At 73.6% G+C, this 24,166-nt stretch carries 24 protein-coding genes and 4 pseudogenes; 11 read left to right on the top strand and 17 right to left on the bottom strand.

Annotated elements, in window-relative coordinates:
* The 7 genes and pseudogenes from ABD067_RS09455 to ABD067_RS09425 form a co-directional block, all read right to left on the bottom strand.
* Positions 1–406 (bottom strand): annotated as a pseudogene (locus ABD067_RS09455) (ankyrin repeat domain-containing protein); the annotation flags it as partial.
* A gap of 41 nt (positions 407–447) precedes the next feature.
* Positions 448–804 (bottom strand): hypothetical protein, encoded by a 357-nt coding sequence (locus ABD067_RS09450; RefSeq protein WP_343894996.1) that lies wholly within the window; start codon positions 802–804, stop codon positions 448–450.
* Positions 801–2,915, bottom strand: a complete 2,115-nt coding sequence (locus ABD067_RS09445) for a hypothetical protein (protein WP_343894995.1) — start codon at positions 2,913–2,915, stop codon at positions 801–803. Before ABD067_RS09445 ends, ABD067_RS09450 begins: the two co-directional genes overlap by 4 nt.
* A gap of 1 nt (position 2,916) precedes the next feature.
* The gene (locus ABD067_RS09440; protein WP_343894994.1) at positions 2,917–3,564 is read right to left on the bottom strand and encodes a LysE family transporter; all 648 of its coding nucleotides are present in this window, start codon (positions 3,562–3,564) and stop codon (positions 2,917–2,919) included.
* Positions 3,565–6,306 (bottom strand): DUF4159 domain-containing protein, encoded by a 2,742-nt coding sequence (locus ABD067_RS09435; RefSeq protein WP_343894993.1) that lies wholly within the window; start codon positions 6,304–6,306, stop codon positions 3,565–3,567.
* A gap of 25 nt (positions 6,307–6,331) precedes the next feature.
* Entirely contained in the window at positions 6,332–7,288 is a 957-nt protein-coding gene (locus ABD067_RS09430; protein WP_343894992.1) for a DUF58 domain-containing protein, read from the bottom strand.
* Entirely contained in the window at positions 7,281–8,282 is a 1,002-nt protein-coding gene (locus ABD067_RS09425; protein WP_343894991.1) for an AAA family ATPase, read from the bottom strand. The genes ABD067_RS09430 and ABD067_RS09425 overlap by 8 nt, the downstream gene beginning before the upstream one ends.
* 127 nt (positions 8,283–8,409) lie before the next feature.
* Between ABD067_RS09425 and ABD067_RS09420 the strand changes: the two genes are divergently transcribed.
* The 4 genes from ABD067_RS09420 to ABD067_RS09405 all read left to right on the top strand — a co-directional run bounded on the left by ABD067_RS09420 (position 8,410) and on the right by ABD067_RS09405 (position 11,367).
* Positions 8,410–9,132: a DUF1285 domain-containing protein gene (locus ABD067_RS09420; protein WP_343894990.1), complete on the top strand. Its 723-nt coding sequence runs from the start codon at positions 8,410–8,412 to the stop codon at positions 9,130–9,132.
* A gap of 69 nt (positions 9,133–9,201) precedes the next feature.
* Positions 9,202–9,795 (top strand): CoA pyrophosphatase, encoded by a 594-nt coding sequence (locus ABD067_RS09415; protein ID WP_343894989.1) that lies wholly within the window; start codon positions 9,202–9,204, stop codon positions 9,793–9,795.
* A gap of 58 nt (positions 9,796–9,853) precedes the next feature.
* Positions 9,854–10,144 (top strand): hypothetical protein, encoded by a 291-nt coding sequence (locus ABD067_RS09410; RefSeq protein ID WP_343894988.1) that lies wholly within the window; start codon positions 9,854–9,856, stop codon positions 10,142–10,144.
* On the top strand, positions 10,141–11,367 hold the full coding sequence (locus tag ABD067_RS09405; RefSeq protein WP_343894987.1) for a CCA tRNA nucleotidyltransferase: 1,227 nt from the start codon (positions 10,141–10,143) through the stop codon (positions 11,365–11,367). The genes ABD067_RS09410 and ABD067_RS09405 overlap by 4 nt, the downstream gene beginning before the upstream one ends.
* A gap of 50 nt (positions 11,368–11,417) precedes the next feature.
* On the opposite strand, the gene ABD067_RS09400 is transcribed toward ABD067_RS09405, so the two are convergent.
* Positions 11,418–11,675 (bottom strand): hypothetical protein, encoded by a 258-nt coding sequence (locus ABD067_RS09400; protein ID WP_343894986.1) that lies wholly within the window; start codon positions 11,673–11,675, stop codon positions 11,418–11,420.
* Positions 11,676–11,890: 215 nt separating this feature from the next.
* Here ABD067_RS09400 and ABD067_RS09395 point away from each other — a divergent pair, with 215 nt between their 5' ends.
* Complete coding sequence (locus ABD067_RS09395; RefSeq protein ID WP_343894985.1) at positions 11,891–13,663, top strand: ABC transporter ATP-binding protein; 1,773 nt, start codon at positions 11,891–11,893, stop codon at positions 13,661–13,663.
* Between the two features lie 22 nt (positions 13,664–13,685).
* Positions 13,686–14,000 (top strand): quaternary ammonium compound efflux SMR transporter SugE, encoded by a 315-nt coding sequence (sugE, locus tag ABD067_RS09390; protein ID WP_343894984.1) that lies wholly within the window; start codon positions 13,686–13,688, stop codon positions 13,998–14,000.
* Positions 14,001–14,760: 760 nt separating this feature from the next.
* On the opposite strand, the gene ABD067_RS09385 is transcribed toward sugE, so the two are convergent.
* Both ABD067_RS09385 and ABD067_RS09380 read right to left on the bottom strand, forming a co-directional pair.
* Positions 14,761–16,338 carry an alpha-amylase family glycosyl hydrolase gene (locus tag ABD067_RS09385; RefSeq protein ID WP_343894983.1) on the bottom strand — a complete coding sequence of 526 codons (1,578 nt, stop codon included), beginning with the start codon at positions 16,336–16,338 and terminating at the stop codon, positions 14,761–14,763.
* An 8-nt stretch (positions 16,339–16,346) separates the two neighbouring features.
* Positions 16,347–17,015, bottom strand: a complete 669-nt coding sequence (locus ABD067_RS09380) for an HAD family hydrolase (RefSeq protein ID WP_343894982.1) — start codon at positions 17,013–17,015, stop codon at positions 16,347–16,349.
* 86 nt (positions 17,016–17,101) lie between these two features.
* Between ABD067_RS09380 and ABD067_RS26400 the strand changes: the two are divergent.
* The 4 genes and pseudogenes from ABD067_RS26400 to ABD067_RS09370 all read left to right on the top strand — a co-directional run.
* A pseudogene (locus ABD067_RS26400) lies at positions 17,102–17,284 on the top strand (F420-dependent glucose-6-phosphate dehydrogenase); the annotation flags it as partial.
* A pseudogene (locus tag ABD067_RS26395) lies at positions 17,263–17,484 on the top strand (LLM class flavin-dependent oxidoreductase); the annotation flags it as partial. The pseudogenes ABD067_RS26400 and ABD067_RS26395, both read left to right, overlap by 22 nt.
* A gap of 76 nt (positions 17,485–17,560) precedes the next feature.
* The gene (locus ABD067_RS09375; RefSeq protein WP_343894981.1) at positions 17,561–17,794 is read left to right on the top strand and encodes a hypothetical protein; all 234 of its coding nucleotides are present in this window, start codon (positions 17,561–17,563) and stop codon (positions 17,792–17,794) included.
* Between the two features lie 105 nt (positions 17,795–17,899).
* Positions 17,900–18,127: a hypothetical protein gene (locus ABD067_RS09370; protein WP_343894980.1), complete on the top strand. Its 228-nt coding sequence runs from the start codon at positions 17,900–17,902 to the stop codon at positions 18,125–18,127.
* Positions 18,128–18,290: 163 nt separating this feature from the next.
* Here ABD067_RS09370 and ABD067_RS09365 read toward each other — a convergent pair whose 3' ends face one another.
* A complete protein-coding gene (locus tag ABD067_RS09365) occupies positions 18,291–19,019 on the bottom strand; it encodes a Bug family tripartite tricarboxylate transporter substrate binding protein (protein ID WP_343894979.1) in 729 nt (242 codons plus the stop codon).
* 115 nt (positions 19,020–19,134) lie between these two features.
* Between ABD067_RS09365 and ABD067_RS09360 the strand changes: the two genes are divergently transcribed.
* Positions 19,135–20,139 carry a Bug family tripartite tricarboxylate transporter substrate binding protein gene (locus ABD067_RS09360; RefSeq protein WP_343894978.1) on the top strand — a complete coding sequence of 335 codons (1,005 nt, stop codon included), beginning with the start codon at positions 19,135–19,137 and terminating at the stop codon, positions 20,137–20,139.
* A 9-nt stretch (positions 20,140–20,148) separates the two neighbouring features.
* On the opposite strand, the gene ABD067_RS09355 is transcribed toward ABD067_RS09360, so the two are convergent.
* The 6 genes and pseudogenes from ABD067_RS09355 to ABD067_RS09330 all read right to left on the bottom strand — a co-directional run bounded on the left by ABD067_RS09355 (position 20,149) and on the right by ABD067_RS09330 (position 24,158).
* Complete coding sequence (locus ABD067_RS09355) at positions 20,149–20,724, bottom strand: ABC transporter substrate-binding protein (RefSeq protein WP_343894977.1); 576 nt, start codon at positions 20,722–20,724, stop codon at positions 20,149–20,151.
* A gap of 94 nt (positions 20,725–20,818) precedes the next feature.
* A pseudogene (locus ABD067_RS26390) lies at positions 20,819–21,247 on the bottom strand (ABC transporter substrate-binding protein); the annotation flags it as partial.
* A gap of 148 nt (positions 21,248–21,395) precedes the next feature.
* Entirely contained in the window at positions 21,396–21,719 is a 324-nt protein-coding gene (locus ABD067_RS09345) for a 2Fe-2S iron-sulfur cluster-binding protein (protein ID WP_343894975.1), read from the bottom strand.
* An 8-nt stretch (positions 21,720–21,727) separates the two neighbouring features.
* Entirely contained in the window at positions 21,728–22,678 is a 951-nt protein-coding gene (locus ABD067_RS09340) for a cytochrome P450 (RefSeq protein WP_343894974.1), read from the bottom strand.
* An 18-nt stretch (positions 22,679–22,696) separates the two neighbouring features.
* Positions 22,697–22,954: a hypothetical protein gene (locus ABD067_RS09335; protein ID WP_343894973.1), complete on the bottom strand. Its 258-nt coding sequence runs from the start codon at positions 22,952–22,954 to the stop codon at positions 22,697–22,699.
* A 25-nt stretch (positions 22,955–22,979) separates the two neighbouring features.
* Positions 22,980–24,158 (bottom strand): 4-hydroxybenzoate 3-monooxygenase, encoded by a 1,179-nt coding sequence (locus ABD067_RS09330; protein WP_343894972.1) that lies wholly within the window; start codon positions 24,156–24,158, stop codon positions 22,980–22,982.
* Positions 24,159–24,166: the final 8 nt, after the last annotated feature.

Below are 24,166 nucleotides of genomic sequence, written 5' to 3'. Positions count from 1 at the left end.
GCGCGGCGCGGGAGGCGCCGCGCACCGACAGGAGGTAGAACATGATCTCCGTCCGCCCCTGGTCCACGGCGGCGTCCACCGGGGTCAGGCCGAGCACGTTGCGCGCTTCGGTGTCGGCGCCGCGCGCCACCGCGTCGCGCGCGGCGGCGAGGTCGCCGCGGTTGATGGCGTCGAACAGCGCGGCGTTGGGCGCGAGGCTCTGGTTCGGGTCGCCCGGGATGGGTTCCGGCGCCCGCCTGCCCTGGAGGCCCGGCAGCGCCGGCGGCGGCGGCCGCACCGCCGGCCCCTGGTCGGTGCGTGGCGCGGAGTTGCGGAATTGCGCGGCGGCCTCGGGCGCGGGCAGCGCCACTCCCCAGCCGAGCAGGGCGGCGGCGAAGACGAGGCCGTGTCGGGTGCTGCGGCGCATCCCGGCGTCTTAGCCCCTGGCCCCGGCGCGGGCCAGCCCCCTCACCGGCAGCCGTCCCCGCGGTAGGTGTAGCTCTCCACCCGGCCCTGGCGCACGGCGAAGGTGATCTCGCAGGTGCGGACGATGTAGCCCGGCGGCGCGAAGGAGGGGCCGAAGCGGCCGTAATACCCGAAGTAGGGGGAAGGGGCGCCCGCGACGACGTAGGACCGCTGCTCCTCGAAGGTCAGGAATTTGCGTCCCTCGACCTCGTAGGTGCGCTCCGGCACGCCGAGCGTGGCCACGAGGTCCCCCTCGCCGCGCCCGACGAACGGCAGCAACCGCTGCTCCAGCGTCGGCCCGGTGGCGCAACCCGCCGCCGCCGCCAGCGCCCACGAGCAGAGCAGAACCCGACGCTTCATTTCCCCTCCCGCCGCCACGCCAGCACCGCCACGCCCAGCACCAACGGCAGCGCCAGCCAAGGCGGCAGCAGGGGCATGGCGGCGATGCCCGTCACGGTGTGGTCGCCGTTGCGGCGGAGGCCGATCCAGCCGCCGCCCTGCGTATCTCGGCCCGGTTGGACGCGGCGCAACTCCGGCAGGGCGGGTTCTGCGCCATCGCCCATCCAGCGCAGCGCGCCGCCCGTCGCCGCGAGCACCGGCTGCAAGGGCGTGACGTCGGCCCGCAGGTCGGCGATCTCGGCCGGGTTGGCGGAGGCGGCGGCGGCGAAGGCGTTGCGCCTGCCGTCCGACGCCTGCCACACGCCGGGCTGCTCCGCCGGCACGTCCACGCCGGCGCGGCCGCCGCCTTCCGGGCTGAGCCGGTGGCGCGTCACCGTTCCGTCCGGCGCCGTCACCGACACCTCCGGCGGCTCGCCCGCCTCGACGCTGCGGCGGCGCACGAAGAGGCGCTCGCCTTCTATGCGGGCGGTGAGGTCCTCCTCCTCCAGCTCCGGCTCGCGCATCAGCCAGTGCGCGGCGCGCCGCAGCAGCTCGGCCTGCGGGCCGCCGCCGTCGTGCCCGCGCGACCAAAGCCAGATGTGGTCCGAGAGCAGCAGGGCCACGCGGCCCTCGCCCACGCGGTCCAGCACCATCAGGGGAGCGCCGCCGGCCGCCTCCATGACGGTCGTGCCGCCCCGCTGGTCGGCGCGCATGGAGCGGTACCAGCGGCCCCAGGCGGCTTCGGCGTTCGGGTCCGGGTTGGCGCCGGTGAGGCCTTCCGTCACCGGGTGCCGCGCGCCCTCGGCGGTGACGCGGGGCCGGAACGCGCCCTCGGCCGCGCCGCCGCCGTTGCCCCCCGCGCCGCGCGGCAGGGCGACCGGGCGCGCCGGCAGCACCGTGCCGAGCGGCGTGGCGGCGAGGCTGGTCGGCCCGGCGAACTCCGGCCCGACCGACATCAGCAGCGCGCCGCCGCCTCGCACGTGCTCGGCGATGTTGCGGAGGTAGGCGGGCGGCAGGATGCCGCGGTTGGAGAAGCGGTCGAAAACGATCAGGTCGAACTCGCGCAGCTTCACCTGGAACAGCTCGCGCACCGGGAAGGCGATCAGCGCCAGCTCGTTGAGCGGCGTCAGGTCGTCCTTCTCCGGCGGGCGGAGGATGGTGAAGTGGACCAGGTCCACGCCAGGGTCGGCCTTCAAGAGCCGCCGCCAAGTGCGCTCGCCCGCGTGCGGCTCGCCCGAGACCAGCAGCACCCGGAGCCGGTCGCGCACGCCGTTGATCGTCACCACGGCGCGGTTGTTCAGCTCGCTCACCTCGCCCGGCCGGGCCTCGGCGGACAGTTCGACCACCGTGGGGCCGCCGCGCTCGATGGGGATGGAGATGCGGTGCTCGCGCCCGACCGGCACGCTTTCCACGCGCGGCGCGCCGCCGTCGCGGCGGATGGAGAGCCGCGCCGCGCCGCCGCCGACCGCCTCGGGGACGCCCAGGTCCTCCACGGCGACCCGCAACTCGACCTCGCGCCCGACGATGCCGAAGCCCGGCGCCTCGACCAGGCGCAGGCGGCGGTCGGTTTCGCCTGGGCGGCCGGGCAGCAGGGCGTGGAAGGGGGCGTCGAAGGCCGGGGTTTCCGGCGCGTCGTGCGCCTGCCCGTCGGTCAGGGCGATGACGCCGGCGAGGCGCGCGCGCGGCACCTCGCCCAGCGCCCGCTCCAGCGCCGAGAACAGGCGCGTGCCCTGGTTGCCGGCCTCCGGCACCTCGACGGTGCGGAGTTCCAACTCCGGCAGGCGGCCGGCGCGCGCTTCGATCGCTTGCCGCGCGGCCTCGATCCGCGCCGCGCGGTCGCCGATGCGCGCGCTGTCGCTGCGGTCCACCAGCAGCAGCGCGACGTCGGGCCGCGTCTCGCGCGTTTCCTCGACCAGGCGCGGGTTCGCCAGCGCCAAGAGCAGCAGCGTGAACACGGCGGCGCGCAGCCACGCGCCGCGGGCGCGGCGCCAAAAGGCGGGGACGAGCACCAGCAGCGCCGCCGCGGCTAGCGCCACCAGGAGCCACATCGGCAGGACGGGGGCGAAATCGACGGTGGAGACGGCTCGGGTCATGTCAGCGCGCCTCCTGCCACGCGAGCCGCGCGCCGAGGCCCGCGAGCAGCGCCCCCGTGGCGCCGGTGAGGCCGCGCTCCGCGCGCGCGTAGGCCGCCGCCACAGGCCGCCGCGTCACCGCGAGCGCGATGGCGCCGTACCAGGCCGCCGTCATCGCCACCACCACGCCGGCCAGCGCCGGCCCGGCCCACCCCGCCGCGCCGGGCGGCAGCGCCACCGCGAACAGGCTGCCGAAGAACACGGCCGCCTTCGGGTTCGCCAGGTGCGTCACCAGCCCGCGCCGGAACGCCGCCCGCGCCCCGGGCGACGCGCGCCCCCGAACCGGCGCCGCCCCGGCCGTCGCCGCCGCGGGCCAGCGCCACGCCGACCACAGCATCCGCAGCCCCGTCACGACCAAGTAGGCCGCGCCGAACAGCACCACCGCGCGGTACGCCCACGCGGCCCTCTCGAACAGCAGCGCCAATCCCGCGAGCGCCCCGAGCGCCCAGACGGCCGCTCCGGTGGAGACGCCCGCCATGCAGGCGATGCCCGCGCGGCGCCCGCCCCTCAGCGCGCTGTGCGCCACCGCCAGCGTGTCCGGGCCCGGCGTGACCAGGGCGGCGGCCCAAACGGGCACGACCAGCAGCAGCGCGGAGCCCAAGGTCGCCATTCAGTTCCCCAACCGCTCCAGGATGGCCGGCACGTGGACCTGGTCGCCCTTGTAGTTGCCGGTCAGCGCGTACATCACGAGGTTGGCGCCGAAACGGTAAGCGAGGGTGCGCTGCCGCGCGCCGCCGGGCACCACCGCGAAGGGGTTCTGCCCGCGCCCGTCGATCGCCCAGGCGCTCGCCCAATCGTGCCCGCCGATGATGACCGGCGAAACGCTGTCGTTCGCCCGGTCCACGTCGCGCGCCACCCAGACGGTGCCGCCGGCGAAGCGGCCCGGCAGGTCCGTCAGCAGGTAGAAGGCGCGTTTCAGCACGTGGTCCTCCGCCACCGGCGCCAGCGCCGGCACGGCGAGGTCGCGCGTGACGCGACGGAGCGCGGCGCGGGCGCCCGGCGCGAAGCCCTCTCCCGAGCCCTCGTCGCGGGTGTCGAACAGGATGATGCCGCCGTTGCGCATGAACTCGTTCAGCGCCGCCACCGCGCGCGCGTCCGGCACGGGCGCGTCCGGCGTCACGGTCCAGTAGAGCAGGGGGAAGAAGGCGAGGTCGTTCTGCCCCGGCACCACCGCCGCCGGCTCCGCCAACGCCGCGGCGGTGCGGCGGTTGACGTAGTCCGACAGGCCGACGAGTCCCATGCGCACCGTTTCGTCGACTCCTGGATCGCCGGTGACGACATAGGCGAGGCGCGTGGCCAGCGCCGGCGCCGCGCCTTCCGTTTGCGCCTGCGCGGGGGCGGGCGCGGCGGAGAACAGCGCGAGGGCGAGCGCCGCTGCGGCCGGGCGCAGCAGCCCGCGCAGGCGCAGCCCGATCAAGAGGTCCCCGGCGAGCAGCAGCAGCGCCAAGGCCAACAGCCACGGCCCGAGGTCGCGCTCGCCCGGCACGCCGCCCACTTGCAGCAGCTCGGCGCCGGCGGGCGGCGGAGCGGCGGCGCGCGGCGGCGGCAACGCGCCGCCGAGGTTGAGCGCCCGGCGGTAGGCCGCGGCGCTGGCCGCGTCACCGTTGCCGCCCGCCGTGCCGTACCAGCCCGGCGGATGGCGCGGCGAGGGCACGGTCGAGTCGAAGGCCGAGCCGGCGAGGGGCACGGCCGCGGGCGGGGGCGAACCGAGGCGGCCGAAGCCGTCCAGCGTCTCCACCGGCGGCAGCGCCGCTTCCGCTTCCGCGCCCTGGATGCCGGCGGAAAGCGCCACGATCCGCCGCAGCATCTGCACGAACAGGCCCGACAGCGGCAGGTTGGACCATTCGGCGGTGGCGGTGACGTGGAACAGCACGATGCGCCCCCGGCCGCGCGACTCCGCCGTGACCAGCGGCGTGCCGTCCGCGAGCCGCGCCCAGCTCCGCTCGGTGAGGCGCGGCGAGGGCTCGGCCAGCACCTGCCGCTCCACCGTCACCTCCTCCGGCACGGGCAGGCCGGCGAAGGGCGAGCCGGCCGGGAAGGGCGCGAGGCGCTGCGGCTGCTCCCAAGACAGCGAGCCGCCCAATTGCCGCTCGGCGCGCAGCGGCACCGGCAGGAGCGTGTCCGGCCGTTCGGCGACGCGCGGGCCGGCGAAGCGGATCAGCGTGCCGCCCTCCTCGATCCACTTGGCGAGCGCGTCCCGCTCCGGCCCCTCCGCCACCGGGCGATCGGCCAAGGCGAGCACGGCGATCGGGCGCGAAAGCAGGCGGTCCAACGGGCCGCGCCGCATCTCGGCGTAGGGGGCGAGTGCGCGGTCCAGGTAGAACAGGTCGCCGATCAGCGGCGTGTCCGCGCTCTCCTCCGCGCCGGGCAGCAATCCCACAGGACGGCGGCGGAAGCGCTCGTCGAGCAGCAGCACGCCGCCGGCTCCGGGCGTGCCCTCCAGTTCCAGCCGGACCACTTGGTTGCGGAGTTCGACGGGCAATTCCAGCACCGCTTCGGCCGAAGCGGCGTTCTCGGGCAGCGGCACGGCGGCGCGGGCCAGCGCGCGGCCGTCCCCGGTTCGGGCCAGCACCACCGCCTCGGACGCGGCGGGGAAGGGCACCTGCTGCACCCGCAAGCGCAGCCGGTCGGCTTCCGCGATGGGCGGGGGCAAGAGGCGCACCGGCCGGTCGGAGCGCGCGACCGTCAGCGGCCCCGCCGCAGCGAGCGCTTGTTGCAGCGCCTCGGCGACGGCGCCCTGCCCCACGGCGTGCTCCACGCCGTCCGACACGGCGACGGAGGCGAGCGGCGGGCCGGGGTTGGCGGCGCGCCAAGCGTTGAGGGCTTCCAGCGCGGCGGCGTGGTCCGGCGCCCAGGGCTTCGGCCGCAGCGCCGCCAAGCGGGTGCGGAGGTCTGTGGCGGGCATGGGGCCGAGCACGCGCGGCGCTTCCCCGGTTTCGGCGGGCGCGGTGGCGAGCAGGGCGGCGGTCCGGCCTTCCCGCTCGGCGCGGTCCAGCGCCGCGGTCGCGGCGGCCGAGCGCGCGGGCCAGTCTGCCGCGGCCGCCCAGCCGTCGTCCACCACCAGCAGCAACGGGCCTTCGCCGCCCGCGCCGGCGCCCGGGCCCCACACCGGCCGCGCGAGGCCGAGGATCACCAGCGCCGCCGCCGCGATGCGGAGCAGCAGCAGCCACCACGGCGTGCGCGACGGCGTTTCCTCCGACACCGGAAGGTCGTGCAGCAGTCGCACCGCCGGGAAAGAAACGCGACGCGGGGTGGGCGGCGTGACGCGCAGCAGCCACCACAGCGCCGGCAGGGCCGCGAGGGCGACGAGCAGCCAAGGGGCCGCGAAGGCCAGGGGACCCAAACTCAGCATGTCAGGCTCGGCATATGGCGCGCGCCTATTGTGGCGCCAGCGCTTGCCACAATGCCAGCAGCACTTGCCCCGGCGGTTGATCGGTCCGGTGCGTCAAGAAACCCCAACCCGCCGCGGCGGCGATAGCCGCAACCCCCGCGCGATGAAGATGCAACCGTTCCTCGTACAGTTCCCGCACGTTCTCCACGCGGGGCACTAGGCTCGGCGCCTCGGCCTCCAGCCCCTCAAAGCGGATGCGGCCGCGGTAGGGCAGGGTTTCCTCGGCCGGGTCGAGGATCTGCACCAGATGTCCGCGCAAGGGCCGCGCGGCCAGCGCGGACACGCTCCGGCGGATGTCGTCGAGCGGCGACAGGAAATCGCCGAACAGCACGGTGCGCGCGTGGCGGGGCAGGGCGGGGTCATTGGACGGAACACCTGGCTCCTCCGCGCCGCTAGCACCCGTGGCGGCCGGTGCCGCCGCCCTGTGCCCGAGCGCGTTGGCCACCGCTTCCAGCCCGGCGTGCCCCGCGTGGTTCCGCCCCGGGTCGCCGATCAGGCGCACCTGCTCGCCGCCCCGCAGAAGCAGGGAAGCGGTGGCGAGCAGCAGCAGTTCCGCCCGTTCCCTCTTGTTCGGCACCGCCGGGCCGGAGCGCCACGCCATGGAAGGGGACGCGTCGCGCCACAGCGCCACGGTCTGCGCCGCTTCCCATTCGGTTTCGCGGATGAACAGGCGGTCCGACTTGGCGCTCTGCCGCCAGTCGATGCGCGCGGGGACATCGCCGGTCACGAAGGGCCGGAATTGCCAGAAAGCATCGCCCTGGCCGGACCGCCGCCGGCCGTGGACGCCCTGCATGACGGTGGCGGCGACGCGGTCGGCCGCGACCACCAGGGGCGGCAGACGCGCCCCCAGCGCTTCGGCCCGCAGCGCGGTGGAGGCCGCGCCGGGCCTAGACGCAGCGATGCCGCCGCCCGCCGAAAAGCCCTCGGCGCCCGCGCTACGCAACCTGGCCCTTGAGGGTGTCGATCACCTCCGGGAGCCGCACGCCGTCGGCGCGGGCGGCGAAGTTGAGCGCCATGCGGTGCCGCAGCACCGGCTCGGCCAGGGCCAGCACGTCATCGACCGAGGGCGAAAGGCGGCCGTCCAGCACCGCCCGCGCCCGCGTCGCGAGCATCAGCGCCTGCGCCGCCCGCGGCCCCGGGCCCCAGGACAGGTTGCGGCGCACGGACTCGAGCGGGCTTTCTTCCGGCCGGGCGTTCCGCACCAGCTTGAGGATGGCGTCCAACACGCCCTCGGCCACCGGGATGCGGCGGATCAGCGCTTGGGCGGCGATCAATTCCTGCGCCGTCAGGGCTTGGTGCGGCCGCGGGTTGTGCGCGCCGGTGGTGGCGAGCAGCATGGCCCGCTCCGCCGCCTCGTCCGGGTAGGAGACCTCCACCTCCAAGAGGAAGCGGTCGAGTTGCGCTTCCGGCAGGGGGTAGGTGCCCTCCTGCTCGATGGGGTTCTGCGTCGCGAGCACATGGAAGGGCGTGGGCACGGGGTGGATCACGCCGGCGACGGCCACCCGCTGCTCCTGCATCGCCTGCAACAGAGCCGATTGCGTCCGGGGCGAGGCGCGGTTGATCTCGTCCGCCATCAGGAGTTGGCAGAACACCGGGCCGGGGATGAAGCGGAAGTGGCGGCGGCCGTCCTCCCCCTCCTCCAGAACCTCGGAGCCGAGGATGTCCGCCGGCATCAGGTCCGGGGTGAATTGCACCCGCTTGGCGTCCAGGCCGAGCACGGTGCCGAGCGTCTCCACCAGCCGGGTCTTGCCGAGGCCGGGCACGCCGACCAGCAAGGCGTGTCCCCCCGACAACAGCGTGATGAGCGTCTGCTCCACCACGCTGTCTTGGCCGAAGATGATCCGCCCCACAGCCTCGCGCACCCCGGCCAGCCGCGCGGCCAACGCCTCCGCTTCCGCCACCAGGGCCTTGGGGTCCGCTTCGGCCGTTGCGCTCATCGTAGGGTTCGCCACTTCAATCATGCCAGCCACGATCCCTATATGCGCCGGAGGTGCGGACCGCGAAGGCCCGACGGGCGATTTCCGAGGCCCAAACTCGCACACAGGCATGGAACAGCGGAAGCCCATGACCAAACGCGGCACGGACGAAGCGGCAGCGGCACGGGAGGCCAAGACGATGCTGGCAAAGGAGCCGGTCGCAACCGGAACCCCGCCCAAGGCCGTCCGGGCGGGGGTTGCGACGCCCTCTTTCCCCCAGGCGATGCCCCGGACCAAGCGGGACTGCGGCCATTTCGACATCCGCATAGACCGCAATGGCGGCTGGCACTACCGCAACAGCCCGATCGGCCGGAAGGAGTTGGTCTGCCTGTTCGCCAGTGTGCTGAAACGGGGGGCGGACGGCGCCTACTGGCTGGAAACGCCGGTGGAGCGCGGCCGCATCGACGTGGAGGACGCGCCCTTCGTCGCAGTGGAGCTGTGGTGGCGCGACTGCGTGTGCGAGGACGCGCCCACCGACCGGCCCCGCCAGTGCCTTACCTTCCGCACCAACCTCGACGAGATCGTGACGGCCGACGCGGAGCACCCGATCCGCGTCCACCTCTGCCCGCAAACGCGGGAACCGCGCCCCTACATCACGGTCCGGCCGGGGCTCGAAGCCAAGATCAACCGCGCCGTCTTCTACGAATTGGTGGCGCTGGCCCAGCCCGAGACGATCGACGGGCGCGAGGTGCTGGGCGTGTGGAGCGAGGGCGTCTTCTTCCCGATCGACGAGGTCCCGCCCGGCGAGACGGCCGCCGGCGCGTCGGGCGTGGCGCCGCCGCCGGCGGCACAAGCGGCGGCGGCGGAGTGACGGCGGGGCCGAACCGGTCGGCATGAGGACGCGGGCGGCGACGGCCGGCGCGGCGCCCAAAAGGCGCCCATGACCCCTGCGGCCATCGCGGAGCGGCTGGGCGACACGGCCGTCTTGGCGCGAATCTCGCGCTCCTTCAGCGACGACGCGGAGATGGTCTCGCAGCCGGGCCGGGTCGTGCCGGCCGCCGTGCTGGTGCCCATCGTGTCGCATCCGGAAGAGCCTTCGGTGCTGCTCACCTTGCGGTCCCCGCGCCTGTCCTCCCACGCCGGGCAGGTGAGCTTCCCGGGAGGCCGGATGGAACCGGGCGAGACGCCGGAAGCGGCGGCGGTGCGCGAGGCGGCGGAAGAGGTCGGCCTCGACCCCCGCTTGCCCGAACTGATCGGCCGCCTGCCCGAGCACCTGACCGGCACCGGCTACCACGTGACGCCGGTGGTGGCGCTCCTGCCGGCGCCGCTCGTCCTCACGCCCGACCCGGCGGAGGTGGCCGAAGCCTTCGAACTGCCGCTCTCCACCGTGCTGGACCCTGCGGCGCCGGAGCGGCGCAGCGGCGAATTCCGCGGCCGGCGACGGGAATTCTGGGTCTGGCCGCACGAACGTCACTACATCTGGGGCGCCACGGCGGCGATCCTCGTGAATCTGGCACGGGTGCTGCGGGGCTGACCGACCGATCGACTGGCGGGGCGCGTCCCGGCCCCGCGGTCGCTTTCATGGGTTCCCGATGGCCGTCCTTTCCGTTCTGCTGTTCCTCCTGCCCACCGCCGCCTACTTGCTATGGCTCCGCCGGCACCCCGGCGAGGAGTTGCCGCTCAACGTGCTCATCCCGGCGCTGGGCGGCATCGCACTGGGGCTCGCCGCCCTGATCTGGTACGGGCTCTCGGACACGGAACAGCGGGGCACGGCCTACGTGCCCGCCCGGTTGGGAGAGGATGGCCAGGTGGTGCGGGGGCACGCGCGGGAAGCGCCGCCGCCGGCGAGCGCGCAGCAAACGGCCCCGCCGCCGCAGCGATGACCGCGGAAGACGACGACCCGCCGCACGCCGCCATCGCCCCGCCGCCCGCCTTCCTGTCGGCGCCCGCGCCCGCCGCCGTGCTCGCCGCGCTGCCCGGCGCCCGCGCGGTGGGCGGGTGCGTGCGGGACGCGCTGGCCGACCGCCCGGTCCATGACGTGGACGTGGCCGCGCCCCTGCCGCCGGACGCCGTGGCGCCGCTCCTGCGCCGGGCCGGGATGAAGGTTTTCGACACCGGCCTCGCCCACGGCACCGTCACCGCCGTGTTCGGCGGGGAGCCCGTCGAGGTCACGAGCCTCCGCCGCGACGTGGCCACCGACGGGCGCCACGCCGCCGTGGAGTGGACCACCGACTGGCGCGAGGACGCCGCGCGGCGCGACTTCACGATCAACGCCATGTCGCTCGCCGCGGATGGGCGCCTCTGGGACTACTTCGGCGGGCGCGAGGACCTCGCGGCGGGGCGGGTGCGCTTCGTGGGCGACCCGGACACGCGGCTGCGCGAGGATTACCTGCGGGCGCTGCGCTTCTTCCGCTTCCAGGCGCGCTACGGCCGGGGCGAGCCGGACCCGGCTGCGCTGGCGGCGATACGCGCCGCGGTGCCGGGGCTGGCGCGGCTCTCGGCCGAGCGGGTGTGGATGGAGATCAAGCGCCTGCTGGCGGCGCCCGACCCGTCCGGCGCGGTGGCGCTGATGGGGGAAACCGGCGTGCTGGGCGCGGTGCTGCCGGAGGGGACCGAGGTGGCCGCGTTGGCGCGGCTGGTCGGGATCGGGGACGCGCCACCGGACCCGCTGCTCCGCTTCGCCGCCTTGTTCCCGGTGGGCACCGCTTTCGGCGGCCTCGCCTCGCGGCTCCGCATGTCCGGCGCCGAGGCGGCGACGCTGGCCGCGTTGCGCGGCCCGGCGCCGCCCTCCGACGCCAACGACGCCGCGCTGCGCCGCGCCTTGGCGGAAGACGGGCACGCGGCGCTGCTCGGCCGGTCGCTGCTGGCCGAGGCGCGCGGCGCCCCGGGCGATCTGGCGGGCGTGCGCCGCCGCCTTTCGGCGATGGAGCGGCCGGAATTCCCGCTGCACGGCCGCGACGTGCTGGCGCTGGGCGTCCCGCCCGGGCCGGAGGTCGGTCGGCTACTCGGCGCGGCGCGGTCCTGGTGGATGGAGCGCGGCTGCGCGGACGGCGCCGAGGCGTGCCGCGGCCGGCTCCGTGAACTGACCGCTGAGCGTCACTCATGACGCCAGTGCGCCCCGGACGCCACGTCCGAGGGCACCGATGTGCGGCTGCCTCAAGCGGCCGCAGCCACGTAGACGACAACCCCCGCGTATGCGGCCGCGCCCAACGCCAGCCAAGGCGCGTACCCATTGTCGAACTCGTCACGATTGACCACGGCCCAAGCGGAAACGGCGAACATCGCCGTGACCACGGTAGCAGCGGCGAGGAAGCCCAAGGGGTTCGCCTGCACGGCACCCCCGGCAGGCAGGAATAGCGAGAGGAACCACGTCAGGACGTCGTAAGGGAGCTTTGCAACGCCATGCGTCGGCATGTCAGTCATCCCCGGCACGTGAACCAGGATTGGTCCACGGGGCCGCTTGGTAGGTCAGCCCATCACGATTTGCCGCAGCCTGACCGAACGGCAAGGGACTGGCGGCCTGGATCGGAATTGACCTCGGCTGAGTTATAGAGTCCGCGCCTCATGCGTGCGGGCCGATCCGGGAGGGTTGGGACACGAGCGCCGCGGCATGATACGCCCCATCCGCTATGGCACCCCTGCCCGACACGACCGGCGCGCTCGTCCGCCGCCTCTACCGCGAGCACCTGCGCCGCCACCGGCGCGGCATCGCGCTGGCCGTGGTCTGCACCGTGCTGCTGGCGGGGCTGACCGCGCTCTATCCGGTGGTGATCCAGCAGGCCTTCGACCGCTTCAACGCCGGCGACGGCGCGGTGCTGTGGCTGCTGCCGCCGGTGATCGTCGGCGTGGTCTGCGCCAAGGCGCTGGCGCAGTACGGGCAGGCGGTGGCGGTGCAGTCCGTGGTGCTGAGGGTCATCGAGGGCTTGCAGGTGGCGCTGTTCCGGGCTCTGACGCGCGCCGACCTCGCCGCGGTGGCGCGCGAGGCGCCGGCGCGGCACTCCACCCGCTTCACCGTGGACGCGGCCGCCATCCGGGAGGCGCTGACCAAGTCCATCAACGGCGGCTCGGACGTGCTGACCATCGTGGGCCTCGTCGCCTCCATGGTCTGGCTCGACTGGCAGATGTCGCTGGTCGCGGTGCTGCTGTACCCGATCGCGGTGCTGCCGATCCTGCGCCTCGGCAAGCGCATCCGCCGCGCCTCGGGGGGCATGCAGGAGCGCATGGGCGACACGGCGGCGGCGCTGACGGAGAGCTTCGCCGCCGCGCGGCTGGTGCGCGCCTACCGGTTGGAAGAGCAGGAGGAGAGGCGCGCCGCCTCCGCCTTCGCCGGCCTGCGCGAGTCGCTGTTCAAGATCGCCCGCATCCGCGCCTCCCTCGACCCGGTGCTGGAGGTGCTGGGCGGGCTGGCGGTGGCGGCCGTGCTGCTCTTCGTCGGCTGGCGCGTGTCCTCCGGCCAGGGGACGCTCGGCGAGTTCACCGGCTTCGTCGCCGCCGTGCTGATCGCGGCGCGGCCGGTGCGCTCCTTGGGCTCGCTCAACGCCGCCTTGCAGCAGGGACTGGCGGGGCTGGCCGGCGTTTTCGCCGCGATCGACGCGCCGCGCCGTGTGGTCGACGCGCCCGACGCCGAGCCGCTGCCGGCCGGGCGCGGCCTGGTCGAGTTCGACGCGGTCGGCTTCCGCTACGAGGGCACGGCGGACAAGGCGCTGCACGGCCTGTCCTTCACCGCTCGCCCTGGCGAGACGGTGGCCCTGGTCGGCCCCTCCGGCGGCGGCAAGTCCACCGCGCTCGCCCTGGTGCCGCGCCTCTATGACGCCACCGCCGGCGCGGTGCGGCTGGACGGCGCCGACGTGCGGCAGGTGGCCCTGGCCTCCCTCCGCGACGCCATCGCCTACGTCGCGCAGGACGCGGTGCTGTTCGACGACACCGCCTTCGCCAACATCGCCTGCGGCCGCCCCGGCGCGACCCGGGCGGAGGTGGAGGCCGCCGCCCGCGCCGCCCAGGCGCACGGCTTCGTCGCCGCGCTTTCCCAAGGCTACGACACGCCGCTGGGCCCCGGCGGCAACCGCCTGTCGGGCGGCCAGCGGCAGCGGATCGCCCTCGCCCGCGCCCTGCTGCGCGACCCGCGCGTGCTGCTGCTGGACGAGGCGACCAGCGCGCTCGACGCGGCGAACGAGGCGGCGGTGCAGGAGGCGCTGGCGACGCTCCGCAAGGGCCGGACGACGCTCGTCATCGCCCATCGCCTCGCCACCGTGCGCGAGGCCGACCGCATCGTGGTTATGGACGGTGGCCGCGCCGTGGAGCAGGGCACCCACGCCGAGCTGATGGCCGCCGGCGGCCTCTACGCCCGGCTGGTGCGCAGCCAAGCCTTCGCGGCCGAGCCCGCGCCGGCCCCGGCCGCCTGACGACGCGCGAAAGGAAGACGGCATGGCGTGGGTGTGGCTCGGCGTTGCCGGCCTGTTCGAGGTGGTGTGGGCGGTGCTGCTCAAATACACCGACGGCTTCTCGCGCCTTTGGCCCAGCGTCGCCACCGTCGCGGCGATGGCCGTGAGCTTCTACTGCATGTCGCGCGCCTTGCAGTCCCTGCCGATCGGCACCGTTTACGCCATCTGGACCGGCATCGGCGCCGCCGGCGCGGCGATCTGGGGCATGGCGATCGAAGGCGACCCGGCCACCGCCGCGCGCATCTTCTGCTTGGCGCTGATCCTCGCCGGCGTCGCGGGCCTCAAGATGGCGAGTTGAACCCCGCGTGCCGCCGCGGAAATGGTCGCGTCCGCGAGGCGGAAATGCCACAGCCCGTGCGCCAACGCCCGAGCCGCGCCCTTTACACCGGGAAGCCCGGCCCGCACCGGGTAACGCGGCGAGGAAAGTAGCCGCATCAGCGGCAAGCACCCGGGCTCCGAAGCTTGCGAGCCGGCGTGGCGGGAAGACGCCTGCCGCCGGGCTCCACCATCCGATGTCGCGCATGTGGGAGGGTTTGCCGCGCCGTGCCGAACGGGCCTGGACGCGGCCGCCGCGCGGGTCAATGACTTCAATAGCAGCGGTAGCCTGCGAGCGCGGTTGCCGCGGCAACCGCCGTCAGTACGACGCCTCCGATGGGATGTACCTCTCGGTCGTTCTCGCGCGCGGTACTACGGTTCCTTTCGAACCGGTCGGGCTGGGGCGAGCAGTAGCGCGGATCCGGGGAGCAGGCCGAGGCGACGGCCAGGAGCACGTGGGCGGCGGCCGCGGCGAGCGGCGTTCCGGCCGGGGTTAGCACAGCTTCCCCGCGGTGGCGGAGCGGATCGTAACGAAGCTTCACCGAGCAGACAAGCGCGCACCCCCGAACCTGAGGGCGGCCGCCGGCCTTTCGCCAACCGGCGGTTTCCGAGGCGCCGACCGGCATTGTTCGGCCTTGGATGCCGCGGTGCCACCGCGATGGCGCGGCATCGCCCAGCCGATGCGGAGCGGCCCGGCGGGCCCGCTGCCCGGTGACGGGGAAGCGAGGCGGCAGAGGAGCACCTCAGCCGAGCACGACTCCTTCATCGGAACGCAGGCGTCCCGCCCCGCCGTCCATGCGGGTCGAAAGCAGGACGCGCGGCTCCGCCGCGGCGCGGGGCAGGTCGCGCTCCCGGTCGCCGAGGTTCAGCGCCACCAGCAAGGTCCGGCCCGTGGCCTCGTCCCGCCGCTCAAAGGCCAGCACGTCCTCCGCCGCGCCCTCCACGGGCGCATAGGAGCCGACCGACAGCGCCGGCTCCGCCCGCCTGAGCGCCAGCAGCGCCCGGTGCAACGACAGCATCGAGCGCGGGTCCGCGGCCTGGGCCGCGACGTTCCTGGCGCCCCAGTCGGGCGCGAGCGGCAGCCACGGCTCCGCGCCGGGGGGCGCGAAGCCCGCGTTCGGCCCCGCGTCCCACTGCATCGGCGTCCGCACCGGGTCGCGGCCGAGGCCCGGCACGTTCCGCTCCCAGGGGTCCTGCACCCGTCCGGGTGGGATCGGCACGTCCTCCATGCCGATCTCGTCGCCCTGGTAGAGCGTCGGCGTGCCGCGCAGCGTCAGCAGCAGCATGGCGGCGACGCGCGCTTGCGCCGGCCCGAGCCGGCTCGCCACGCGGGAACGGTCGTGGTTGCCGAGCACCCAATTGGGCCAGCCGCCCGGCGGCAGCGCCGCCTCGTAGCGCTCCACCAGCGCGGCGATGTCCCGCGCCTTCCAAGGCGTCGAGAGCAGGTGGAAGTTGAAGGGCAGGTGGAAGCCGGAGAGGTCCGCGCCGTAGTACATCATCAACCTGTCGATCGGCAGGTACGCCTCGCCGATCAGCACGCGGTCGCCCGGGTATCCGTCCGAAACGCGCCGCATCTCGGCGATGGCGTCATGCACCTCCGGCTGGTCCATCGTGTAGGCCCGGATGAGACTGCGCGCCGGCGACATGCCGGGGCGCCAGTCCGGGTTGGGCGGGTTGTCGCGGAGGTCGGCGTCCTCGATCAGGTGGTGGATGGCGTCCACGCGGAAACCGTCCACGCCGTGGTCGAGCCAGAAGCGCAAGGCGTCCAGCATGGCCGCGCGCACTTCCGGGTTCCGCCAATTCAGGTCCGGCTGCGCCGGCAGATAGGCGTGGTAGTAGTGCTGGCCCGTGGCCGCGTCGAAGGTCCAGGCGGGGCCGCCGAACTCGCTCAGCCAATTGTTGGGCGGCCCGCCGTCCGGTGCAGGATCGCGCCAGGTGTACCAGTTCCGCTTCGGGTTCGAACGCGAGGAGCGGCTCTCGACGAACCAGGGGTGCCGGTCGGAACTGTGGTTCGGCACGTAGTCCAGGATCACCCGGAGGCCGCGCGCGTGCGCCGCCGCCACGAGCCGGTCGAAGTCTTCCAAGCTCCCGAACGCCGGGTCGATGCCCGTGTAGTCCGACACGTCGTAGCCGAAGTCGGCCATCGGCGAAGGACAGATCGGCGATATCCACACCGCGTCCACGCCCAGCGCCGAAAGGCGGTCGAGGCGCGACAGGATGCCCGGCAGGTCGCCCACGCCGTCGCCGTTCGAGTCCTGGAAGGAGCGCGGATACACTTGGTAGACGACGCCGCGCTGCCACCAAGCGTGCTGGTCCGGCACGGCGGAACTCACCCTTCGGACAGCGGCGAGTGCTCGTACGGCGCCAGCAGATCGGCCGGATCGCGGTACAGGGCGACGAAGGCGGACCGCCGCGACTCGTGCTCCGGGAAGCCGCCGCAGAGCAGGCCGACCGCGCGCAGCCCGGCCTTTTCGGCGGCCTCGGCGTCGTAAGGCGTGTCGCCCACCACCATTGCGTCCTCCGCCGGGACGGGCGCGATGCGGTCGAGCGCCGACCGGAAGATGTCGGGGAAGGGCTTGGAGTGATCCGCGTCGTCCTTCGTGGTGGCGTCGTCGATCAGGTCGGCGATGCCGGCGGTCTCCTTGTAGCGGTCCACCTCGGCGGCGCTGCCCGCCGAGGCCAGCACGATCTTCCGCCCCGCCGCGCGGATGCGCCGGACCAGCGCCGGCACCTCCGGGAAGGCGCGCGCCCGCGGCAGGCACTCGCGCATGTAAAGGTCCTTGCGGAACGCTTCGATGTCCTCGCCCTGCCGCTCCACCGCGTCCCGGGGTAGGAGGGCCGGCATGAGCTGGTCGCCGCCCTTGCCGATCTCGTGCCGGATGCGGTCTTGCGGGATGTCGTGGCCGAAGCGCCGGAAGGCGTCGGCCCAGGAGGCGGCGTGTAGGTCGTTGGTGTCCACCAGCGTCCCGTCCACGTCGAAGATGACGGCTCGAATCACAATGCGTTCTTTCCTGAGGCTCGCGCTGCGGGCGGCAACCGGGTGCGGCGGCGCGAGTTCCCGCCGCCTCTGCCTTTGGTGAGCGCATGTCCCGTCCCCGCATCGGCTTCCACGCGCCCCACGAGCAGTTCCCGCCTTCGGAGCTGCTGTCCCTCGCGCGCGCCGCGGAGGCGGCCGGTTTCGATTGCGCCATGTCCTCCGATCACTTCCGGCCCTGGGGCGCCGCGCAAGGGCATTCGGGCTTCGCGTGGTCCTGGCTCGGTGCGGCGATGGCGAGTACGGCGTTGCCCTTCGGCGTGATTCGGCGCCGGGCTACCGCTACCACCCGGCCATCCTGGCTCAGGGCGCGGCAACGCTGGCCGAGATGTTCCCGGGCCGCTTTTGGCTGGCGCTCGGCAGCGGCCAACGCCTGAACGAGGGCATCACCGGCGTGGTGTGGCCGGAAAAGGCGGAGCGCAACGCGCGCCTGCGGGAGTGCGCCGACCGAGGAGGAAGCGCTGGCCGGCGCGCACGAGCAGTGGCGCACCAACGTCCTTGGCAGCGAAGTGAACTGGCAGTTGCGCACGCCCGAGGAGTTCGACACCGCGACGCGCTTCGTCCGACCGGGGGACATGCGAGAGTCGGTCTGGATCTCCTCCGACCTCGGCTGGCACGCGGAGCGCTTGGCGCAGCTCGCGGAACTCGGCTTCGACGAAATTCAACCGCACCAAGTCGGCCGCAACCAGGAGGCGTTCATGGAGGCGTTCGGCCGACGCGTGCTGCCGGTGTTGCGGCGTTGAGCGGGGTCATGCCGGCACAACGGACGATTTCGTGAACAGAGGCAGGGAACGCTTTGCCGCCCTTCGTGCGTTTTGGCTGGCGTAACGGACCAGGGAGAAGCGATTGTGACACGCAAGTTGATGGCCGCGCTGCTCATCGGCGCCGTTTCGTTCAGCGTGGCGGCATGCGGGCGCACCCCGGGCGGACGGGCGGTGTCCGGCGGCCTCCTCGGCGCTGGCGCGGGCGCCGGCGTGAGCGCGGTGACCGGGGGGAACGTAGGCACGGGCGCCCTCATCGGCGGAGGTGTCGGCGCGGCCGGCGGCGCGCTGACGGCCCCGCGCTACCGCTACTAGCAACCGCAGAGCCCAAGTGTGCGCCCGGCCGGTCAGTCGGCCCGGCGCATGCCCGTGGCTTCGATGATGGCTCGGTGCTTCTCGGCCTCCACCTCGGTGGAAGCCGAGAAGCACCGTCGTCCGGGGTGGCGGATGGGATGCGCCGCGCGCGCCATTCCCTCGGTCACGGCGCGTGCGTGGAGGACGCGGCCGCACGCCCCGTCCAGCTTGTCCAGCATCGCGTCCGGCGTGCCGGCCGGGGCGTAGAGCCCGGCCCGTAGCGCGAGGGCCAAGTCGTGCCCTTGCTCGCGCACGGTGGGCGCGCCCGGGTCTTGTGGCATCCGCTTTTCGGCGAACACCGCGGTTGGGTGAAGCCGTACTGGTGCTCCAAGTTGACCTCGGCGGCGAGCCTGGACACGCTGCCCTGCTGCATGGTCGCAACCCCGTCGCCGGAGCCGCGCAAAGGCGTGTGGTTCTTCTCGATGCTGGCCGCGCGCGTCAGCGCCGTCATGGCGAGGTGGCCGAGCCCGCCGATCCCGCCCGTGGCGAAGGGCAGCTTGCCAGGCTCGGCCCGCGCCCGCGTGGCCACGTCCGCGACCAGGCAGACCGGCGCGAAGCTCCCCACGCGGTAGGGAACGCTCGGCTGGATGACCACCGTGGACATGGAAGTGAGCAGCAGCGTCGTCCCGTCCGGCTTCGCCCGCGTCACCTCGGCCGCGCCGGCCACGTTGCGGACCAAGCCGGAGGCGCCCAGCTCTTCTGCCAAAGCCGGCTGCACGATGCGCGCGACGGTGTCGCCGCCGCTGCCCGCGGGGAACGGGACGACCACTTGGACCTGCTGCGCCGCCGCTTGGCGGGAAACCGGCAAGGACGCGCCAACCGCGAACGCGGTCGCCAGCAGCGTTCTGCGCATGTTTCCTCCACCGCCCCGCTTGTGGCCGCGGGTGCCGCGTCCCAGGCTACCGGAAACCGCCCCGCCGCGGCCGAACTTTCCCGGCGCGGCACCGAACCGGGAGAGACCGACAGCCATGCACACCACCCTGCGCCGCCGCGCGTTGCTGGGCGTTTCCGCCCTCCTTCCGGCGACGACCTTCCCTGGGGCGCGCCGCGCTGCCCATGCCCAAGGCGACGCCGCCTCGTGGCCGACGCGGCCGGTGCGGATCGTGGTGCCTTTCCCGGCGGGCGGCACCACCGACTTGCTGGCGCGCATCCTGGCCGACGCGCTGGGCGCCCGGCTGGGCCAGCCCGTGGTGGTGGAGAACCGCGGCGGCGCAGGCGGCAACATCGGCGCCGACGCAGTGGCCAAGTCGAACGACGGGCACACGCTGTTGATGGCCACCATCGGCACGGCGGCGATCAACTACGGCTTGTACCGCCATACCATGCCCTACAAGCCGGAGGACTTGGCCGCCGTTTCCAACATGGCGGCGGTGCCTAACGTCATCGTCGCCGCGCCGAACGTGGAGGCCCGGACGCTGGCCGATGTCGTGGCGTTGGCCAAGCGCCGCCGCGACGGGCTCACCATCGGCAGCTCCGGCAACGGCACCAGCCTGCACCTCACCGGCGAGCTGCTGAAGCAGGCGGCCGGGATCGACCTCGTCCATGTGCCGTTCCGCGGCTCCGGGCCGATGCTGACGGAGGTGATCGCCGGGCGCGTTGACCTCGCGGTGGACAACCTGCCTTCCTCGCTCGGTCACATCCGCGACGGGCGGATGCGGGCGCTCGCGGTGACGACCGAGAAGCGCGCCCCGGCCCTGCCGGACACGCCGACGACGCGCGAAGCGGGCTTCCCCTCGGTGGACGCCGTGGCGTGGTTCGGCATCCAGGTGCCCGCCCGCACGCCGCGACCCATCATCGAGCGCCTCGCCGCCGAGATCCAGGCCGCGGTGCGCGACCCCGCCGTCCGCGCCAAGATCGAGGAGCAAGGCGCGGAGCCGATCGGGGACACGCCGGAGCAGTTCGAAGCGTACATCAAGCGGGAGATCGCCCGCTGGGGCGAGGTGGTGCGGCGCGCCAAGGTGGAACTGGACTGACCGCCGCGCTCAGCGCGCCAGCGGGCAGCCGCCCTCCGCCATGGGCCGGAACGCCTGGTCGCCCGGGATGGTGTGGGCCAGATTGTAGTGGTCGAAGGGGCGGCGGCTCTCCTCCGGCTTCTTGACCTCGAACAGGTGCATGGCGCGGCCGTCCTGCCGCACCGCCATGTCGCCGAACAGCGGGTCTTGGAACGGCGCGCGCTTCATCTCGGGCACGACCCACCGCGCGTCGTCCGTCCCCGCCGCGGCGACAGCCCGGAGATAAGCCAGCGTCGCGGAGTAAACGCCGGCTTGGTTGGTGCTGGGCACGAGGTTGCCGCCCATGCGCTCGCCGAAGCGGCGGCTCCAGGCGTGCGTCCCCTCGTTCATGTCCCAGTAGAACGTCTCTGTCAGCAGCACGTCCTGCGCCGCGCGCAGGCCCATGGCGTGGACGTCGTTGATGAAGGCCAGCATCGCCACCAGCGACTGCCCGGAACGCGGTCCGACGCCGAACTCGGCGGCCTGCTTCACGGCGTCGATCGTGTCCGCGCCGGCGTTGGCGAGGCCGACCACCTTGGCCCGCGAGGAGCGGGCTTGGAGCAGCATGGAGGACAGATCGCTGGTCCCGAGCGGGTTGGCGGGCGCCGCCGAGCACGCGGCCGCCCCGGGCCTCGATGAAGGCGGTGGCGTCGCGGACGATGCCGTGGCCGAGCGCGTAGTCCATGGTGAGGGAATACCGACTACCGCCGCCGCGCTGCATGACGCCGGCGGCGGTAGAACTGGCGATGGCGCAGGTGTCCGTCACCCACTGCACGGTGTTGGGCGAGCACTGGGCACCGGTGAGTTCCGAGGTCGCCGTGGAGGAGGCGAGGAGCGCCGCCCGGCTGTCGCGCAGCAGCGTGTTGACCGCGAGCCCGACGGCCGAGTTCGGCACGTCCACCACCGCGTCCACCTTGTCCACGTCGAGCCAGCGGCGGGCCAGCGCGGAGCCCACGTCGGCGCGGTTCTGGTGGTCGCCCTGCACGATCTCGACGCGGATGCCGCGCCCGCCGCCGGCGAAGTCCCCCGCCGCCATGCGCGCCGCCATCACCGAGCCGGCGCCGTTGGTGTCCTGGAAGACGCCCGAGATGTTGTTCAGGACGCCGACCCGGACGACGTCGTCCGAGATCTGCGCGTACGCCCCGCCGATGCAGGCGAGCAGGCCCGCGGCCGCCGCCGCGAGGCGGCCCCTTCAACGACCCATCATCGTCCTCCCTCTTCTTTGTCGTTGTCCGCCGTCACACCTGCCGTTCGGGCAGGCTCACCACCAATCCGTCTAGAGCGGCCGTCACCGGAAGCTGGCAGGTCAACCGGCTGTTGGGCTTGCGCTCGCTCGCCGTGCCGTTCAGCAGCGCGTCCTCCTCCTCGGACATCGCCGGAAGCGAGGCGAGCTGCGAAGGCTCCACGTAGACGTGGCAGGTGGCGCACATGCAATTGCCGCCGCATTCCGCCACGATGCCGTCGATCCCCTGCGCCGTGGCGCCTTGCATGACGCTCGTCCCTTCGGCGATCTCCAACTCCTCCCGTGCGCCGTCGGGGTGGACGAAAACGACGTTCGGCATGGTCCTCCTCAAGCCCCAGCGGGGCGGATGGTGAGCGGCAGGCTGGCCAGGCCGCGCAGCGCGTTGTTGTAACGGCGCTTCACCGGGCCGCTGATCTCAAGGGAGGCCACCTTGCGCGCCATGGCGGCCAGCAGGACCTCGCCCTCCAGCCGCGCCAGGAGCTGACCGACGCACATGTGGACGCCGTTGCCGAAGCCGACATCGCCGCTGGTGCGGCGGGCGACGTCGTAGTCGTTCGGCCGTTCCCACCGGCGCGGGCCGCGGTTGGCCGCGCCGAGGAACATCAGCACCTTCCGGCCCTCGCCCACCTCGACGCCGCCGATCTCGACTGGGCGGGTCGCGGTGCGGAAGAAGGTCTGCACCGGGCTCTCGAAGCGGACCGCCTCCTCGAAAGCGGCGCGGGCGAGGGAAGGGTTCTCGTGCAGCTTGCGCCACTGGTCCGGGAAGCGCGCGAGGCAGTAGAGCGCCGCGCCGATGCCGTTGACCGTGGTGTCCACCCCCGCCGAGAACAGGTAGCGCACCAGCAGCGGCGCCTCGTCCGGCGTGATTTCGCCGGTGTCGGTCGCGGCGTGGATGCCCGCGCCGAAGCCGCCGGGCGCCAACCTGTCCCGCCGGCAGGATTCGGCCACCCAGGCCATGTGCGGCGCGGCGTCCGCCAGCGCTTCGCGCCGCAAGTCGTTGTCAGGGCCGAAGGAGTTGAACACCACGGCGGCGTAGGGCAAGGCGTGCTCCCGACCTTCGTGCGGCATCCCGAGCGCGCCGGGGAACACCGTCATCGTGTAGGCTTCGGCGAGGTCGGGGACGGCGTCGAAGCTGCCCCGCTCCAGGAGTTCGACCACCTTCCGCTCGGCCGCCGCCGCGAAGCCTTCCCGTAAGCGCTTCATCGCGGCCGGCGAGAGCGCCTTGTTCAGCACGGCGCGGGCGCGGGCGCGGTCGTGCTCGGGCGGGTCGGTTTCCAACACCAGGCTACGCGGGCGTCAGGGCTTGCCGGTGGCGTAGTCGTCCATGCCGACGCCGCGCGACGAGCAGAAGGTCCGCCAGTCGTTCAGGACGGCGTGGACCTCCGCGTAGCGGGCGACCGCGTGGACGCCGTAACGGCGCAGGAACACCACCGGCCCGGCTTCGCGCGACTCGTCGTGGATGCGGTGCGGGTCTTCGAAGAACTCGATGGAGAACGGGTCCGCGTCCGATTCCGGGGCGCGTGCCGGCCGCGGCGCGGTTTCCGCGATGCTCATGGCGTTTCCTCCTCCCGTCGGTCTTTCATTCGAGCGGCAGGCCGACGTAGTTCTGGGCGAGCGAGGTGGCGGCAGGGACCGAGCTTGTGACCAGGTCCAGCTCCGCGAGCTGGCGCTTCTCGTCGAACTCGCTCGCGCCCTCGAAGCGGTGCAGCATGGAGGTCATCCACCAGGAGAAGTGCTGCGCCCGCCACACCCGCTTCAGCGCCGTTTCCGAGTACGTGTCCAGCAGGTCGGTGGACCCGTCGGCGTAGAAGCGGCCCAGCGCACGGTCGAGCACGTGGATGTCGGCCATGGCGAGGTTCATCCCCTTGGCCCCGGTCGGCGGCACGGTGTGGGCGGCGTCGCCGGCGATGAACAGCCGCCCGTGCTGCATCGGCTCGCACACGAAGGAGCGCATCGGGACGATGTTCTTCTGGAAGATGCGGCCTTCCTTCAGGCGGAACCCGTCCTCGCCGGACACGCGCGTCTGCAGCTCCTCCCAGATGCGGTCCTCGGACCAGTTGTCCGTCTTGTCGTTCGGGTCGCATTGGAAATACATGCGCTGCACCTCCGGCGTGCGGCTGCTGATGAGGGCGAAGCCGCGCGGGTGCCGGGCGTAGACCAGCTCCTCGGAGGAGGGCGGCGCCTCGCAGAGGATGCCGAACCAGCCGAACGGGTAGATGCGCAGGTAGTCCTTGCGCTTGTCCTGCGGAATGGCGGGGCGGGACACGCCGTAGGAGCCGTCGCAGCCCGCGACGAAGTCGCATTCCAGGTTCTGCGCCCGCCCGTCCTTGTCGGTGAAGCGGATGCGCGGCCGCGGGCTTTCCACGTCCTCCACGACGGTGTCCTTGGCCTCGAACCGGATGTCGCCGCCCGCGTCGAGCCGCGCCTTGATGAGGTCCTTCAGCACCTCGTGCTGCGGGTAGAGGGTGGCGACGCGCCCGCCGGTCAATCCCTCGAAGTCGATGCGGTGGTCCCGGCCGTTGAAGCGGAGGATGGTGCCGTGGTGGACCACGCCTTCGCGCTTCAGGCGGTCGCCGACGCCGGCCCGCGCCATCATGTCGACGGTGCTCTGTTCGAGGATGCCGGCGCGGATGGTCGCTTCGATCGCCTCGCGCGAGCGGCTTTCCACGACGACGGACTCGACGCCTCGGAGGTGGAGCAGGTGCGAGAGCATCAGCCCCGCTGGGCCCGCGCCGACGATGCCGACCTGGGTTCGCATCTTCCGTG

This window comes from Craurococcus roseus (genome assembly GCF_039523795.1).
Lineage (GTDB): Bacteria > Pseudomonadota > Alphaproteobacteria > Acetobacterales > Acetobacteraceae > Craurococcus > Craurococcus roseus.
This window is presented reverse-complemented; position numbering and strand designations above follow the sequence as displayed.